The sequence below is a fragment of the Clostridium sp. AN503 genome, from assembly GCF_040719375.1.
GTDB lineage: Bacteria > Bacillota > Clostridia > Lachnospirales > Lachnospiraceae > Brotaphodocola.
In genome coordinates, this window is record NZ_JBFDTP010000002.1 from 1,782,207 (window position 1) to 1,797,909 (window position 15,703).

The 15,703-nt window shown below is 52.1% G+C and carries 13 protein-coding genes; 2 read left to right on the forward strand and 11 right to left on the reverse strand.

All coding sequences use genetic code 11. The features are described from left to right. Positions 1 to 5: 5 nt before the first annotated feature. The 7 genes from AB1I67_RS15630 to AB1I67_RS15660 form a co-directional block, all read right to left on the reverse strand. Complete coding sequence (locus AB1I67_RS15630; RefSeq protein ID WP_367030806.1) at positions 6 to 1,220, reverse strand: NlpC/P60 family protein; 1,215 nt, start codon at positions 1,218 to 1,220, stop codon at positions 6 to 8. Between the two features lie 206 nt (positions 1,221 to 1,426). Next, on the reverse strand, positions 1,427 to 2,362 hold the full coding sequence (locus tag AB1I67_RS15635; protein ID WP_367030807.1) for an alpha/beta hydrolase: 936 nt from the start codon (positions 2,360 to 2,362) through the stop codon (positions 1,427 to 1,429). 24 nt (positions 2,363 to 2,386) lie between these two features. After that, positions 2,387 to 2,845, reverse strand: coding sequence for a DUF3237 domain-containing protein (locus tag AB1I67_RS15640; RefSeq protein ID WP_367030809.1), 459 nt, complete (start codon positions 2,843 to 2,845; stop codon positions 2,387 to 2,389). A 110-nt stretch (positions 2,846 to 2,955) separates the two neighbouring features. Beyond that, positions 2,956 to 3,849 carry an alpha/beta hydrolase gene (locus tag AB1I67_RS15645; RefSeq protein ID WP_367030810.1) on the reverse strand — a complete coding sequence of 298 codons (894 nt, stop codon included), beginning with the start codon at positions 3,847 to 3,849 and terminating at the stop codon, positions 2,956 to 2,958. A gap of 10 nt (positions 3,850 to 3,859) precedes the next feature. Beyond that, entirely contained in the window at positions 3,860 to 5,353 is a 1,494-nt protein-coding gene (locus AB1I67_RS15650) for a tripartite tricarboxylate transporter permease (RefSeq protein WP_367030812.1), read from the reverse strand. Between the two features lie 15 nt (positions 5,354 to 5,368). After that, positions 5,369 to 5,872 (reverse strand): tripartite tricarboxylate transporter TctB family protein, encoded by a 504-nt coding sequence (locus AB1I67_RS15655; RefSeq protein ID WP_367030813.1) that lies wholly within the window; start codon positions 5,870 to 5,872, stop codon positions 5,369 to 5,371. A 14-nt stretch (positions 5,873 to 5,886) separates the two neighbouring features. Continuing rightward, positions 5,887 to 6,984 (reverse strand): tripartite tricarboxylate transporter substrate-binding protein, encoded by a 1,098-nt coding sequence (locus tag AB1I67_RS15660; RefSeq protein WP_367030814.1) that lies wholly within the window; start codon positions 6,982 to 6,984, stop codon positions 5,887 to 5,889. A 201-nt stretch (positions 6,985 to 7,185) separates the two neighbouring features. Between AB1I67_RS15660 and AB1I67_RS15665 the strand changes: the two genes are divergently transcribed. Both AB1I67_RS15665 and AB1I67_RS15670 read left to right on the forward strand, forming a co-directional pair. Beyond that, positions 7,186 to 8,163, forward strand: a complete 978-nt coding sequence (locus tag AB1I67_RS15665) for a LysR family transcriptional regulator (RefSeq protein WP_367030815.1) — start codon at positions 7,186 to 7,188, stop codon at positions 8,161 to 8,163. 26 nt (positions 8,164 to 8,189) lie between these two features. Then, positions 8,190 to 9,077 carry a LysR family transcriptional regulator gene (locus AB1I67_RS15670; protein ID WP_367030817.1) on the forward strand — a complete coding sequence of 296 codons (888 nt, stop codon included), beginning with the start codon at positions 8,190 to 8,192 and terminating at the stop codon, positions 9,075 to 9,077. 5 nt (positions 9,078 to 9,082) lie between these two features. On the opposite strand, the gene AB1I67_RS15675 is transcribed toward AB1I67_RS15670, so the two are convergent. The 4 genes from AB1I67_RS15675 to AB1I67_RS15690 form a co-directional block, all read right to left on the reverse strand. Further along, positions 9,083 to 10,510, reverse strand: coding sequence for a 6-phospho-beta-glucosidase (locus tag AB1I67_RS15675; protein WP_367030818.1), 1,428 nt, complete (start codon positions 10,508 to 10,510; stop codon positions 9,083 to 9,085). 10 nt (positions 10,511 to 10,520) lie between these two features. Next, a complete protein-coding gene (locus AB1I67_RS15680; protein ID WP_367030819.1) occupies positions 10,521 to 12,536 on the reverse strand; it encodes a beta-glucoside-specific PTS transporter subunit IIABC in 2,016 nt (671 codons plus the stop codon). A 95-nt stretch (positions 12,537 to 12,631) separates the two neighbouring features. Continuing rightward, positions 12,632 to 13,513 carry a BglG family transcription antiterminator LicT gene (licT, locus tag AB1I67_RS15685; protein WP_367030820.1) on the reverse strand — a complete coding sequence of 294 codons (882 nt, stop codon included), beginning with the start codon at positions 13,511 to 13,513 and terminating at the stop codon, positions 12,632 to 12,634. 289 nt (positions 13,514 to 13,802) lie between these two features. After that, positions 13,803 to 15,698, reverse strand: coding sequence for a sensor domain-containing diguanylate cyclase (locus AB1I67_RS15690; RefSeq protein WP_367030821.1), 1,896 nt, complete (start codon positions 15,696 to 15,698; stop codon positions 13,803 to 13,805). Between the last annotated feature and the right edge of the window lie 5 nt (positions 15,699 to 15,703).

Below are 15,703 nucleotides of genomic sequence, written 5' to 3' on the forward strand. Positions count from 1 at the left end.
CTGTGTTATTGCCACGGCCTCCGGATCGATACGATCGTCCGGTAAGCCGGATCGTCGTCCACGCGGATCCCCGCTTTGGTCGACCTTGCATGGACGATCTTTCCATCACCGATATACATGGAAACATGCCCCGGATAGCAGATCAGGTCTCCCGGCTCCATATCCTCATAAGCGATCTCTCTGCCGTAATATGCCTGTTCTCCCGAAGTCCTTGGGATATTTACCCCAAAGTGCTTATATACCGACTGGGTAAAGCCGGAACAATCAGCCCCGCCAGTCAGGCTGGTCCCTCCCCATACATAGGGATTCCCCACAAACTGCAGTGCATAATCGGCCACCTGGCGTCCGAACAGGCTGCCTCCCATGCTTTTTACAGGCGCCCTGGCGATCGCCGTCCCGGAGACATCCGGCCCTGCGGTCCCTGCTGCCCTTCTCTGCGCTGCCAGACGCTCCGCCTCCTGTCTCCGTCTCTGCGCGGCCTGTTCCTGCAGGACCCGGATCTGTTCGGTCTTCTCCCTGGCAGTCCTGGCCCACAGCTGGGCTTCCTGCTCCGCCTCTGAGAGCCTGCGGTCAAAATCAGCAGCTTCCGCCCGCTTCCCGGTAACTGCAGACTCAAGCGCTGTCTTGCGCTGCCCGTGTTCCTGCTCCATGGCGAGCAGCTCGGACTGCTTCTCCTCCAGGGTCTCTTTTTGCTGCATGGCTTCTTTTTTTATATCCTCATAATCAAGGATCATGTTTTTGTCATATTCATATAACTGCTGGAAATACTCTGTCCCGTTGATCACATCGCCTATATTTTTCGACCGGAGAAGGATATCGAGATATGTGATCTCCCCCTCCTCGTAGAGAAACTGGATACGCTTTTTCAGCATGGCATACCTGCGGTCCTGGTCTGCTTTCGTCTGCCGGTACACCTTATCCGCATCCCCGATCTGATCCCGGAGACCGCTGATATCTTCCTCCAACAGCTCCATATCCGTAAGGAGCGCGGTCAGTTCCAGATCCAGCGCATCTGCCTCCCGGGCAGAATTCTCTTTTCCCTGTTCCAGCAGCTCCATATCCCGCTCCGCTGCCTCCTGTCTCGCCTCTGCCGCCCGCCGTTCCCGCTCCGCTTCCGGTATGGTAACGGCAAAAAACGGTCCAGGGACGCAGCATCCAAATCCCGCTGACAGGATGACCGACAAGGCCAGTATCCGGACAGGTATCTTTGTGTGCCTCATGCTTGTCTTTTGTTTTCCTCCCGCCAAAATCTTATGGTACAAATTTCATTATTTAATTATATCAGTTCTTATAAAAAACAGCAAGAATTAAAAACTGTAACCACTTTTTGTAACCATTTTTTACAAAGAATGTATAAAATGAATAAAGCCATTGCAAATGATTTTTACATTTGTAATGGCTTTATCCCGCCGCTCTATTTGTTTGCCTAAAACGCCTCCTGCCTTAAGCACCTGTCAAAAAACCGCAGGATCAGGGCTTTCGTCTCCGCCTGGAAAAATTCTTTCGTTCCGTGCCCCGCGCCCTGCAGGATATAAAACTCAGCCCGGTCTTCCATTCCGGCGTCCACAATCCTGTTATAAAAATCCTCGCTTATGGTCCACGGGACCAGCTTGTCGCAGTCTCCGTGAAGGATCAGGATCGGGCTTAATGCCTCCGTCAGGATATAGGGCGGGCAGAACTGCCTGGCCCGCTCCCGCATGGTAGCCGGGTCTCCGCCCAGGACTGCGCCCTCGTGGGTTTCTTCCATGGTCTTCCAGCGGTAATCCGGCTCCGTCCGGATCTTCTCCTCATCAATATCGATCAGCTTCAGAAAATCCACCGGACCGAACAGATCACAGCAGGCCTGTACTCTGGATGAAAAACCGCCCCATTCTCCGCTGTCGTACAGGTCGGAATTGACCGCAGCCAAAGCCGCCAGATGCCCTCCTGCGGATCTTCCGATCACACCGATCCGATCCGGATCGATCTCATACTCGTCCGCGTGGGCGCGCAGGAACCGGATTGCCGTTTTCACATCTATGATCTGATCCGGGAGATGCCCCTCTGCGCTGCTGCGGTAATACATGGACGCCAGTACATATCCGGCTTCCGCCAGGAACTGCATTTCCGCCACCATCAGGTTTTTATCACAGCCCCGGTAGCCGCCGCCCGGAATCCAGAGGAGCGCAGGCTTTGGAGTCCTGTCATCGCTCTCGTCATCTCGCCCTGCAGCCAGTCGCATTTCGCTGTTCCCGTTCTGCAGCATGATGGACATTTTCAGCTCCATCTCATTGCCCTTAAGATCCTTCTGTCTGGAATATGTAATATTATCAATAAAATTAATGCTTTTTCGTTCCCTGCCCGGTTTGATCACTTTTTTCATCTATATCAGCTTCCTTTCCGCATTCTACATCATTTTATAAATCTTTATATCCACGCCGCGCACGCCGTCCACTGTACTTCCGGACAGGCTTCCCACATATACGCCATAATTGAGCCACTCGTATCTCCCCCGCGGCGCATGGAAGGATGGGCGGGTCTGGATCAACGTGTTTTTCTCCTGCTCGGTATACTTATACCCCAGGTTCTCAATGGCTATATAAACGCCGTCATCTGTCTGAAGGAGATATTTCGCAGACACAGTGCGGGAATGTACCGTATCCTCGCTGTCACCTCCGACCCCCAGATTCCAGTCGGCTCCTCCGGGGACCACACGCCCCTTAAGCTTTTCCCCCTCAAAATGGCCGCCCCTGATCTGGATCACCTTTAAATATCCCCAGTCATTGCCTCCCACCACCAGGCGGTCTTCCTCAGGACAATCTGCCCTCAGTTCCATGACCAGCTCTGCATCCAGCTTTACTTTCATATGCCCTTCTTTCCTTTCTGCATTATCAATTCGCTATATCCGTCAGCAATTTTTATGTTTCTATGGAAAAGGAGCCGGAATACGGCTCCTCACTTCTTCCAGGTCCACAATCAGAGTGACGCCTGACGGATCGATCCGATCACAAGCTCCTGGCCTTCTTTCCACTCCTCCGTACAATGTACGATAAATCCATGATAAGAGTCCAGGAAACGCTTTGCAGTCACCTTCACCCCGGCTGCGATCATACGTTTCGCATACTGCTCGTCCTCAAAGCGGAAATTATCGTTTCCGGCGCTGATCACCAGCGCTTCCGGAAGACCGGCAAGCATCTCATCGGATGCCAGGAGCGGACTGCAGTATGGGTCTTTCAGCAGATCCAGGTTGCCGTCCGTATATGCCAGACTGAACATCCGCCCGCGCTCCGCCGGGATCATATTGGTTTCTGCGCCCGGCTTGTCCGCCGGATCTGTCACCAGGTCAAACGCCCCGTAATCCAGGACCTGAAGGCAGAGCTTAAAGTCCTTTGTCTGATTGGCTTTCAGGCAGACAGCCGCCGTCAGGTTCGCGCCTGCGCTGTGTCCGCCCATGGAGACCCGTTTTGCATCGCCGTCCCAGACATCCAGCATGGCAAACACCCATCTGCACACGTCATAGCACTGGTTGAATGCGGTCGGATACGGATATTCGGGAGCCAGGCTGTAATCCACATCGACCACGATCCCCTCGATGGCGTCCGCCACCCTGGCGGAATAAATCTCATCCCGGAGTACATGGGGACGCACAAACCCGCCTCCGTGGACATTGATATGGACCCGGCATCCCGGCGTCCGGTTTTTTGCAGTAAATACATAGCATTTCACCGGGCCTTCGCAGGTGGGGGCTTCTGCTTCTTCCCGCACGGCCAGCTCTAGGTTTCGGCAGTATTCCGGCGTGATATTCTCCTTTGCGACACTTGTGCCCCGCAGGACCGTGACCATATGTTCTTTTTCTTCTCTTGTCAGCATGTTAGGACCCTCATTTATTTTTTGCCCTGCGGCTCTTTAATGCCTTGCCGATCAACGGACCAACGACGCTGTAAAGAGCGATCAACAACAGTACCAGTGAGATGGGACGCGTCACAAAGGACGTCATATCCCCTTTTGCATAGGAACAGCCCATGCGGAAATAGCTCTCGATCTTGCTGCCCAGGATGAATGCCAGCATCAGCGGCGTTCCCGGCATTTTAAAGAACTCCATCATGATCCCGACCGCTCCAAACACCAGCACTAAGTACACGCTGAACATGGAGGTGGAAGCCGAGTACGCCCCCAGGAAGCAGATCATCAGGATCGCACTGTAGAGATAGTGGTAGGGCGCTTTCAAAAGCAGGGGGAACCAGCGTTTCGTAAACAGCTCCGTGATCAGGATCAGGATCGCGGAAACCAGCACCGCTGCGAAGATAAGGTTCGCCAGATCCGGGTTATTCTTGATAAACATCGGGCCTGCCTGCAGTCCGTGGATGGTCATGGCCGACATCAAAAGCACCGTCGTCGCATCTCCCGGAATACCGAGCGCGATCATCGGGATCAGCGCGCCGCCCACACCTGCGTTGTTGGAAACCTCCGTAGCCCAGACGCCGGCGTCGATACCAGTGCCGAACTCCTCCGGATGCTTACTCATGCTCTTGGCCTGCCCATAAGCGATCAGGTTTGCGATCCCGGAGCCCATGCCGGGTAAAAAGCCGATACCAAGTCCGATTCCAAGAGACGCTATGATGGTTTTCATATTGTCGGTGATGTCTTTTAGGGTAAGGCCAAAGCCCTTTAAGGAACCGGCGTCAACCTTTGGCATATCCAGATTGCCCTTGGCATAGCTGGTGGCAACCTGCTGCAGTGCAAAGGTTCCCATAAGCAGACAGATCACATTGATCCCGCCATACAGATTGGTGTTTTTAAATGTGAACCGCAGCTGGTTGGTGACCATATCAGCTCCCACCGTAGAGAGCCACAGGCCAAAAAACGCCGCAAGCAGGCCTTTAAAAATAGAGCCGTTGCTCAAGCCCACTACCATGGTGATCGCCATCAGACAGAGGCTGAAGTACTCCCACGGTCCCAACAGCAGCGCAATGTCGGCTATATAGGTAGAGCACAGCGTCGCGATAATGATCGAGACCATGGTACCGATAAAGGAACCGGTGATCCCTATGGTCAGCGCCCTGGCCGCTTTGCCCTTCTGAGTCATCGGATATCCGTCGTAGCAGGTTCCGATCGATGCCGCCGAACCTGGAATCCCCACCAGCACAGCGGCGATAAAGGAACCGGACACGCCGCCCACATACATGCCTAACAGCATTGCAAAGCTTAAATTCGTATTGAGCGCAAAGGTCATGGGCAGAATCAGGGTAATGCCGAGCCCGCCTGACAATCCGGGAATCGCACCGAGTACACAGCCGACCACGCAGCAGAGGTACATCATGATGAAATTCACCGGCTGGAACAATACGCCCAGTGCAGAAAGATAACTTGCCATGATTGATTTCCTCCTTTATGGCATCCGGATGCCAAGGGATTCCCAGACAACGCCCTTGGGCAGTGGAATATGAAAGCCTCTTGTGAAGCCAAAGTAACAGATGCTGCCAAGCAAAACACTTAGAACGACTGCAAAGATCAGATTGATCTTCTTTTCTGCCCTGAGTGTGAGGATGAATATCATCATCCCCGCCATAGAGGTGATCCAAAAACCGATCCAGTTCATGGCGGCACAGAACATAATGCATTCAGCCATGATCAGAAACATGCGTTTCCACCCAGCCTGGTCCAGGTAAGGCGCCGGACCTTTTTTCGCTTCCTCCGCTTCCTTTCGCCCGTCAAAAACCATGGAGAGTACAGCCATAAGGATCATGCCGAACGCAGAAATATATGGAAACAGCTTGGGCCCCGGTTCGTTGGAAACCAGCCGCTCCGGAATCATGGTCGTCTGCCACAGGACCCACACAGAGAACACAAGGAATACGGCGCCCATAATGTATGTACGGTTCAATTTCTTCATGTAAATCCCTCCTGTCAGCGGACTTTTAACCCCATAGCGGTTACCAGGTCATCCTGGAACTGCCACTCCGCCGCCAGCGCATCGACCGATCCCTGATAGTCAACTGCGTCAATATAGGTTGCCATAGCGTTGTTGCCTTCGATAAAGGATGAAACCTCTGTTGCTTTCATGATCGCCTCGTTGATCGCCCTGCAGACCTCATCCGGGGTGTCCTTCGGCGCCACTACATAATAGTTGGAATCCCATGTGGTATCTACGCCCTGTTCCTGGGTGGTGGCAAACTTGCCGTCTAACTCCATGCCGACCAGCTCGCTCATATTCTCCAGTGTTGCAACCTTCGGCCCCAGGCTGCCCAGAACGGTCAGCTTGCCGTCAGCGTCATAAGACTGTGCATTGGGAATGGAGCAGTTTGCAATATCGATCGCACCGGAGGCCACATTGGTCAGCTTATCCGCCTCAGAGGAGCACTGCACATAATTGACAAGACCTGCATCTCCGGTCAGTCCTTCCACAAGAGAAGTGAACAGCACCTGCGTGGTGCCTCCTAAGGAACAGCCTACCACGACCTCGCCCGGATTTGCTTTGACATACTCGGCAAACTCCATAAAATTCTTGTACGGCGCATCCGGCTTTGCGATGATCGCCTGGGGACCTCCCTGGTTCATGATGCCTACCACCTTTAGATCGTCCTTAATATTGACCTCAGATGACCCGCAGAGATACTGGATGATCGCTCCGCCATGGCAGGTGCCAAGGGTGAGGCCGTCCGGAGCCGCATTCTTCACGTGCTCCATGCCCACTTCACTGGTATCATAGTTGGTGACAATAAAGTTGACGCCTGGACACACCTCTGTAAGAGCCTGGGAGAGATACCGGGTATAAAGGTCTGTTCCGCCGCCTGCCTTTGCCGGAACGTCGATATACACATTGGCTCCTGCCGCCCATGCGCCTCCTTCGGCTGGGGCTACGTCCTGGTTCTGCGCTGCTGTCGCCGCCTTCCCCTCCGTCGTGTCTGCTGCCGCCGAAGCTCCTCCGTCTGAGGAACACCCTGTCAGGCTTGCCGCTGCCAGACATACCGCCATCGCTGATACCAAAATTCTGTTCTTTTTCATTTTCCTTCTCTCCCTTGCTTGATTGTTTGTCATAACAAATAATTATATTTTATTTTATTATTTGCCAGATATAAACTTTTTGACGATTCATTTTCCCTAATTTCCTCGTCCGTGATTTTATTGTAATATACAGAACTCACGTTGACAAACAGGTTTATATTATATATCATATAAGCAAAAGTTATATTTTCGAGGTGCAGAATGAACACAAAACAGCTGTCCTATATCATATCCATCGCAGAACACGGGAACCTTACCGCCGCTGCCGCAGAGCTTTCCGTCTCCCAGCCCGCTCTCAGCAAATATCTGACCGAGCTGGAGGAGGAACTGGGGACTGATCTTTTTCTGCGCCATAAAAAAAGACTCTACCTGACCGCAGCAGGTAAAATCTATGTGGAATCCGCCAGGCGGATCATCTCCGTAAAGGAACAGACCTATCAGATGATAAGCGCCCTGTCCGGCAGTTATCAGAAGACGATCACGGTGGGCATCACGCCTCTGCGGGGCGCTATGGCGATGGCAAGGATCTTTCCCCATTTCCACAAGCGCTACCCTCATATCAATATTGCTCTGAAAGAACAATATCCGGCGGAGCTCCGGCAGTCTGTGCTGAACCGTACGGTCGATCTGGCCCTGCGCACCTGCATCGATCTGGAGGACCCGGAGGTCCAGTTCATCTCCGCCCACGAGGAGGACTTGGTGCTCTTTGTCCCTTCTTTCCACCCACTGGCCTCACTGGCTGCGCCCGATCTGCAAAACCTGACTCCGGTGGAGATCCACCGGTTCCAGGATACCCCTTTTCTTATCGGCAAGAAGGGTTCTACGATCCGGCAGCTTACCGATATTATCTTTCAGGAAAACCAGATGCAGCCCACGATCGTATATGAATCTGATAATAACTTAATCCTCAAGAACATGGCCCAAAACGGCGCCGGGATCACCCTCCTGCCCCGCTTTCATATGGAACCGTGCAGCAGCGTGGTCTACTTTCGCCTAAAGCCCAATTACTCCATGCACATGGCGATCATGGCACCAAAGAACCATGTACTGACAGAGGAAGAACGATACCTGGCCGCACTGAACTTCGCATCGGAATCCAGTCCCAGCTACCGGTTCAATCCCTGTCCGCTGGCAAAGGAGATCATCGATGAATTCCGGATCTCCGGATTGTTATATTAGTTTATGGAATTTTCAGGAAAGGCTTAATGATGGACACGAAAATAATAGAATATGTGATCGCGATCGCAGAAGAAAAAAGCCTCAGCAAAGCGGCAGAAAAGCTGTATATCACTCAGCCTGCCTTAAGCCAGCGGCTGAAAAAACTGGAGGCGGAGCTGGGAACCGCACTGTTTATCCGGGACAACACAGGGCTTACCATCACCGACGCCGGCCGGATCTATATCAATGGCGGCCGCTCTGTCCTACAGATCAAGCAGGAGGCCCTTAAAAAGCTCTCCGGCATGAACCGGCGCAACCGTGACCTGCTGCGGTTCGGCTGCGCTACATCCGTCGCTTTGGAGTGTATCCCCGCATTCCGGGAAAAATATCCGGATATCGAGCTGATCCCCCAGCGCTGCACCACTCCGGCTGCCAAGGACGCCCTGGTCATGGGACAGATGGATATCGCCGTCCTCCTGACCTCCTCCCTCCAGCACAGCACTTTAGAGTACCTGCCCTTATCGAAGAATGAGCTGCTTTTAGCCGTGCCGGAGAACCATCCTGCTCTGGGGGATGGTTCTGCCCTTCAGGACCATTATGACATGCTGCAGAACGATTATTTCATTCTCAGCCCGTCCCCCTCCTATTCCAGGGATTTGGAAGAACAGGCGCTGCGCATCATGGGGATCAAGCCGTCCGTGCTCTGCGAGATCAATGATAACGTCTCACGCCGTTACATGCTGAACCGGAAGCTGGGAAACGGCTTTCTCCCCAGCTATACCGTCCAGGGCAGCGATACCTTCCGCACCTTTTCCATGCAGCCAGGGCTGGAATTTTACGTGGTCGCAGCCTACCCAAAGACCATCACCCTGTCCGAACCCATGAAGTATATGCTGCGTCTGCTTCTCACTATTTTTGATACGCAGGACCTGTAGCCATTCTATTCCAATATCTCCCCGTTGCTCTCGATCACCTTCTGATACCAATAAAATGATTTTTTCTTCCACCTTTTGTATGTGCCGCTTCCGTCATCCTGCTTATCCACATAGATGAAACCATAGCGTTTCCGCATCTCCCCGGTCCCTGCGCTGATCAGATCGATCGGCGCCCATGTGGTGTAGCCCCAAAGCTCCACCCCGTCTTCCTCCACCGCCGCTTTCATGGCACGGATATGGTCCCTCAGATAATCAATCCGGTAATCATCCTCCACATACCCGGAAGCATCCGGGGTATCTATGGCTCCCAGCCCGTTTTCCACAATGAACAGAGGCTTCTGGTACCGGTCGTAAACCTGGTTTAAGGTGATCCTTAATCCCAGCGGATCAATGGGCCATCCCCACTGGCTGAACTTTAAGTATGGATTCTTCGCGGATTTGAAAAGATTGCCCCCGGCCTCCTCCTCTTCCCCTCCCGGAGCCGCAATACAGCGGCTGTTATAATAGGAAAATGAGATGAAATCTACCGGATGGTCCCGCAGGAGCTCTTCATCCCCCAGTTCCATCACCGGCATCACCCCCGCCCTTGTAAGGCGTTTTCTGGCATAGGACGGGTAATATCCTCTGGCCTGGATATCCACAAAAAAGTAATTTTCCTGATCCGTCAAAAGCGCTTCCCACACATCCTCCGGCCTGCAGGAATAGGGATAAGCACAGCCCGCCGCGAACATACACCCCACCTTATTCTCCGGATTGACCTCATGGGCAAGCTTCGTAGCCAGGGCGCTGGCCACCAGCTCATGGTGGGCAGCCTGATACTTGACGGCGTCTTCAGGCTCCCCTTCCTGAAAGCAAAGCCCCGCGCCCATAAACGGCGCATGCAGGATCATATTGATCTCGTTAAAGGTCAGCCAGTACTCCACATATTCCCGGTAGCGGGTAAAGAGCACCTGGCACAGCTTTAAATAGCAGCCAATCATCTCCCTGCTCCTCCACCCTCCAAACCTGTGGATCAAGTGGAGCGGGCAGTCAAAATGGGAGATGGTCACCAGCGGCTTAATCCCATATTTCCTGCACTCGCAGAAAATCTCCTCGTAGAAGCGCAGCCCCTCCTCATTGGGCTCTTCCTCATCTCCGTTGGGGAATATCCTGGTCCAGGCAATGCTTAAGCGGTACACTTTAAACCCCATCTCTCCAAACAGGCGGATATCCTCCCGGAAATGATGGTACATATCAATCGCCTCAGCCGCAGGATAGAAGTGGTCTTCATCCATCGCAAGCATCCGTTTATGTCCCGTGATCACACCGCTCCGGTCCTCTCCCGCCGGGCATACATCCACATTGGCAAGACCTCTTCCACCTTCCGCAATACCGCCCTCACACTGGTTCGCCGCCGTAGCGCCGCCCCATAAAAAGTCTTTTTGAAATCCCATATCCCACCTCTTATTTCAGCACACTGATCAGATGCTCACCGGCATCCACCCGGCCCTTTGAAGTCTCCACCACATCCAGGAAGCTGTCCGTATTGGTGATCAGTACCGGTGTTTCCAGGCAATAACCTTTTCCTGCTATGAACTCCTGGTCAAAAGTCACAAGGAGCTGGCCTTTTTTCACCCGGTCCCCCTGTTTTATCATGGCCTCAAAGCCTTCGCCGCCCAGCTGGACCGTATCCAGTCCGATGTGGATCAGGATCTCGATCCCGTCATCCGTCCTGATACCGATCGCATGGAGGGTCGGGAACAGGGCGGAAACCTCTCCGTCCGCAGGTGCGAACACCTTCCCCTCCTCCGGCAGGATCGCAGCCCCTTTGCCCAGCACACCGGAAGCAAAGGCGTCATCCTTCACGGCCTCCAGCTTTAATACCTTTCCTTTGATAGGGCTTGCAATCTCAACCTGGTTCATGATAGGAGTCTTCTCTACGGTCAGTTTGCGGCTCTGCGCAGGGACGTCTCCCTTCCCGCCGTTGGTATCTTCCCCGTTCTTTCCCGGAGCCATACCAGTATTCCCGGATGCGCCGCTGCCGCCCGCTCCTGCAGCAGCCACAGCGCTGTCCTCCTTATAAAGCAGCATGGTTGCCGCAAATCCGATCACCATGGAGATGGTCACGCCGATCACAGACACGATCAGATTTCCCATGCCGCCGTCCGGTTCGATCATGGCGGGGAATTCAAAGATTCCCATGCCGCCCATCATGAATTTGCGAAAATTAAACGCTCCCAAAAACCCTCCGCCGATCCCTCCGGCAATGCAGCTGATCACAAAAGGCTTTTTCAGCGGAAGCAGGATACCATAGATGGCCGGTTCCGTAACCCCGAAAATCCCTGAGATAAAGTTCGGCAGAGCCATCTCTTTTAACTGTCTGTTTTTCGTCTTGAAGAAGATCGCCAGCACCACGGCTGAGGTGGCAAAGGTACAGGCGAAAAACGGCATCATCACATTGTCGTAGCCGTTTGTCATGATGTTGTTGATGTACACCGGAATAAAGCCCCAGTGCAGCCCAAAAATAACCAGGATCTGCCAGGTCAGCCCTACAATGGCGCCAGCCAGCATCGGGCTGAAATTCCTGACGGTCATAACTGCCTCCGCAATGATGGTGGAGCCGAAGGTTGCCAGCGGCCCGATCAGTAAGAATCCAGCCGGGATCGCCACAAGCAGGGTCAGCATCGGTACGAAAAAGAACTTTACAAGATCCGGTACAAATCTGCGGAAAAACTTATCGCAGATGGAAGCAAAGTACACCACAAAAATGACCGGGATCACGGTGCCCGTATAGTCCATGGCGATCATCGGGATTCCAAAAAAGGTCGTGTACACCTGCGACTCAAACATCGAGCCGGAAAACAGGGTATAAAGAGCATTCCCTCCCGCTGACAGCGCGCTGCCCTGCACGGTCGGGTAACACATGATGGCTCCCACAACCAGGCCGACCATGGGCTTTAAATTGAACTTTTTAGCAGCCGTGTAGCCCAGGAACAGCGGAAGGAAATTAAACAGCCCGTCACCGATGGCGTTTAAGACCAGGTATCCGCCGCAGGCGGACGTGTACAGGCCCATCGCCACAAACAGGGCATTCAGTCCCTTGACCATACCGCAGGCAGCCATGATTCCGAGTATAGGCTGAAAGATACCGGAGATCACGTCGATGGCCCGGTTAAACAGGCTTCCGGATGGCGCATCCGCCTGATCCGCCTGACTTACCTCCCCTTCCTCCAGACCCAGAAGCGGCATCACATCCGCATAGACGTCCGGCACATGGTTTCCGATCACCACCTGGTACTGTCCGCCGCTTTTCATGACCGTTACAACGCCGTCCATGTTCTTGATCACATCATCGTTTGCCTTGCTCTCATTCTTCAGCTTGAAGCGGAGCCTGGTGATACAGTGCGTCAGACTGATGACATTTTCCCTGCCTCCCACATTCCTGACAATCTCCTTTGCCAGATTCTCATACTTACCCATTTGTCTACCTCCATATAATATTGATTTATTTTCTGAAGGTTTGGCCAACTCAATGTCACCATCCGAACATACATGATTGCTTTTCTGCCTTTTGTTCAGGCCTGTTCCCCGCTGCTGCCTGCCGCTCCGGCCTTCCTGCCGGATTTTCCCAGGACCCGCTCAATATGGATTGTCAGATAAAGCTGTTCATCCTTTGAGAGAGGATATTCGTATTTCTGCGCAATAAATTTTGTGATCTTCTCGACGCCCCGGTATGCTTCCGGATATTTCCTGCGTATGACATCCCACAGATCGTCGTTGTCCTCTCCATCAAATATGTTGCGTTCAACCAGACGCTTTGCAAAAAACTTTAAGTGCGTGATAAATCGGTAATAGTAAACGTCGTCCTCATCAAAATCCACATGGAAAAAGTACTTGACGATGTTGACGATCTCCTGCATGATCCTTGTGATCTCATACATATTATGCATCGTATCCTGGTCCATCTGGGCATTTGCCAGGTGAAGGGCGATAAATCCCGCCTCATCCTCCGGAAGCCGTACCCTGCACCTTAGTTCGATCAAGTCCAGCGCCCAGAGCCCGATCTGGAACTCCTCCCGGTAAAACCTGCGGATATCCCACAAGAGCACGTTCTTCACCGTGATCCCATCCAGGTAACGGATGATGGAGGTATGTACATGGTCGATCAGGGAAATATAGACCATGTCGTTTAACTTCTTCCCCAGGCGGCTCCTGGCCTGGGAAATGATCTCTTCTCCCAGGGCAATGTGTTCCATCGGAATATCCTGTACAAGGATCTGGAACTTGCTGTTCATCTCCGCACCGGAAAGAGAAAAGGTTTTGTCAACCTCCTCGGGCAGGATCTCCTCGCCCGACTTCTTTTTAAAGCAGATTCCTCGCCCCATCACGATCTGCTCTTTGCCGTTCTCATCCAGGATCACAGCAACATTGTTATTCAGAATCTTTGAAATCTTCATAACCTTCCCCCATGATATAAAAAAACCCATATGCACAAATAAATCCAAGAGCCGTGTGCTCTTAAAAATATTTCTACATACAGGTTTAGCTTGCTTGCACAATCACTATCCTTATGTCTAAAGGCATCATAGCACATCAACCATCAGAAGTCAATTGGCTTTCGGCCTCGGGAATGTTTTCTCCGTTTTAGATAATTTTGCAGTGATTTTTTTAGTAAAAATGCGCAAAGGACCTGGTCACAAGCCAAGCTGCGCCAAGATCAGGTCCTTTTTCAAACAATCCCATTGGTTATACAGAGGCAATCGTAAAACTGTTTTTCCCTTTCTGTTTGGTCTGATATAAAGCCTCGTCCGCCTTCTGATACAGCGCTGCGAAGCTGGTACCATTATGCGGGTACAGCGATATGCCAATGCTGGCGGTAAGATGGCAGCGCATTTCTCCGAAGGTCACCTCCGTATCCAGCGCCCGGGAAAGCTCTTTCGCTTTCTCCCGCACATAATCCCTGCCCGGCGCTGGTATAAAGACGACAAATTCATCGCCTCCGATACGGCCGATAATATCCTTCTCTCCAAAATGACTTTTAATGGTATCTGTAAAATGGCAGATGCAGTCGTCTCCAAACGCATGACCAAACCGGTCGTTTACCTGCTTAAAGCAGTCAATGTCAAAAATCATAAACGCATGCATCTCTTCCGGACATTCTAAAAGTGCTTTGTCGATTAACCGTTCCGTCATCTTTTTGGTCAGAAACCCGGTCATCTCATCGGTTGTCGCCTGAAGCTCCCGTTCCTTCTCCTCATCGATCTTCTTGCGGTAGGCAAACATATGGATGGAATTATCCTCCTCGGAAAAGAACATATAAGCATCAATCCGCATCCAGTGGTATGGCTCGCCTTCCAGGGAGATCATAAAATCATAAGAAAGATGATTGTTTCCAGATTCGTATTCCCTGATCGCGTTCTCCGGAGTAAACACCGACACATATCCTTCCCGGAATTCCTCTTTGATCTGCTTTTGTGCAATAGCCTGAAGCCCCCGATCAAAGGGCAGCCCGGCTGCGCCCAAATTGGCAAAATACTCCTCAGTCTTCTTTCCTACATAGGTGTTTTTTGACAGATTAAACTCGTAAATACTATCGTAAAGCTGCTCTGTAGCCTGCTTAAAGATCGTCTGCCGCTCCTCCGTCAGTTTCATTATCTGTTTATCAAAATTGCGGATCACATTCGTGATGACCACAACAACCGTTAAGATGACCGCAGCCAGGACCAGGATGGTGCGGTAAAGCTGTCTCTGCATCTCTTCAACCAGTCGTCCCGTATCCTGTTCCACCACCAGATCCCAGGAAAGCTCCGGGATATAACGGCTTACCACATAGCTTTTTTCTCCATCCGTAGCGTCCCTGTCTGACCACAGTTCCAGATTCCGTTCTGCATTGTCCCAGGCAAGCACCTGACTGCGAATCGCTTCCTGTCCATGCGCCGTAAACCAGTCCGTCTTTTCATAGCCCGTATAGCTGGTAGATATCTCTATGATCCCGTCCTTGTTGATAAGGCTTGCATTGATATTGTACTTGTCCTCGTAGCCCCCAAGCAGCTCCTTCATATAATCCATGCGGATCCCCACGCCGACCACTCCCAGTGCCGATCCGTCCGGCGCTGTGATCCTGCAGTTTACAAACACAGTAATCTTATTGTCCGCCCCCAGGACTTCATCGTTGTCCACATTCAGGGAATATTCCAGACCATTGTCTATCAGCTCGTAGTACCAGTCATTTTCCGGATTCTCCCGTTCCAGTACCCTGTCCAGTCCGTTAAAGTTGTAATAGCGTCCGGACACGGTTGACACCAGGAATACAGAATCAAAACCGTACTTCTTCTGATAGTTTTCCAAATAGGTCCTGGTCGTCTGTATATACGCATCATCCTCCAGGTGCTCGGGTTCACTCAGCAGATGCTCCACCAACAGGCTGTCATGGGCCATGGTCAGAGATATATTTACCGGCCTGGTAAACATCGTCGTCAGTTGATAATATATCCCCTCCGTGGTCAGTGAGGATATCTGTTCGATATTGACCAGTGACGCCTGGTAATTGGCCTGATAGCTGAGCACAGCCGTAAGCACAAATCCAATAATCAGGATCACACTGATAAGCAGGTTTGTTTTAAAAAGTTTATTTTCTCTCATTTGAT

Excerpts from the sequence above, each read along its gene's own strand:
- AB1I67_RS15630 (WP_367030806.1), bottom strand. The coding sequence starts at position 1,220 with ATGAGGCACACAAAGATACCTGTCCGGATACTGGCCTTGTCGGTCATC.
- AB1I67_RS15635 (WP_367030807.1), bottom strand. The coding sequence starts at position 2,362 with ATGAAAAAAGTGATCAAACCGGGCAGGGAACGAAAAAGCATTAATTTT.
- AB1I67_RS15640 (WP_367030809.1), bottom strand. The coding sequence starts at position 2,845 with ATGAAAGTAAAGCTGGATGCAGAGCTGGTCATGGAACTGAGGGCAGAT.
- AB1I67_RS15645 (WP_367030810.1), bottom strand. The coding sequence starts at position 3,849 with ATGCTGACAAGAGAAGAAAAAGAACATATGGTCACGGTCCTGCGGGGC.
- AB1I67_RS15650 (WP_367030812.1), bottom strand. The coding sequence starts at position 5,353 with ATGGCAAGTTATCTTTCTGCACTGGGCGTATTGTTCCAGCCGGTGAAT.
- AB1I67_RS15655 (WP_367030813.1), bottom strand. The coding sequence starts at position 5,872 with ATGAAGAAATTGAACCGTACATACATTATGGGCGCCGTATTCCTTGTG.
- AB1I67_RS15660 (WP_367030814.1), bottom strand. The coding sequence starts at position 6,984 with ATGAAAAAGAACAGAATTTTGGTATCAGCGATGGCGGTATGTCTGGCA.
- AB1I67_RS15665 (WP_367030815.1), top strand. The coding sequence starts at position 7,186 with ATGAACACAAAACAGCTGTCCTATATCATATCCATCGCAGAACACGGG.
- AB1I67_RS15670 (WP_367030817.1), top strand. The coding sequence starts at position 8,190 with ATGATGGACACGAAAATAATAGAATATGTGATCGCGATCGCAGAAGAA.
- AB1I67_RS15675 (WP_367030818.1), bottom strand. The coding sequence starts at position 10,510 with ATGGGATTTCAAAAAGACTTTTTATGGGGCGGCGCTACGGCGGCGAAC.
- AB1I67_RS15680 (WP_367030819.1), bottom strand. The coding sequence starts at position 12,536 with ATGGGTAAGTATGAGAATCTGGCAAAGGAGATTGTCAGGAATGTGGGA.
- licT (WP_367030820.1), bottom strand. The coding sequence starts at position 13,513 with ATGAAGATTTCAAAGATTCTGAATAACAATGTTGCTGTGATCCTGGAT.
- AB1I67_RS15690 (WP_367030821.1), bottom strand. The coding sequence starts at position 15,698 with ATGAGAGAAAATAAACTTTTTAAAACAAACCTGCTTATCAGTGTGATC.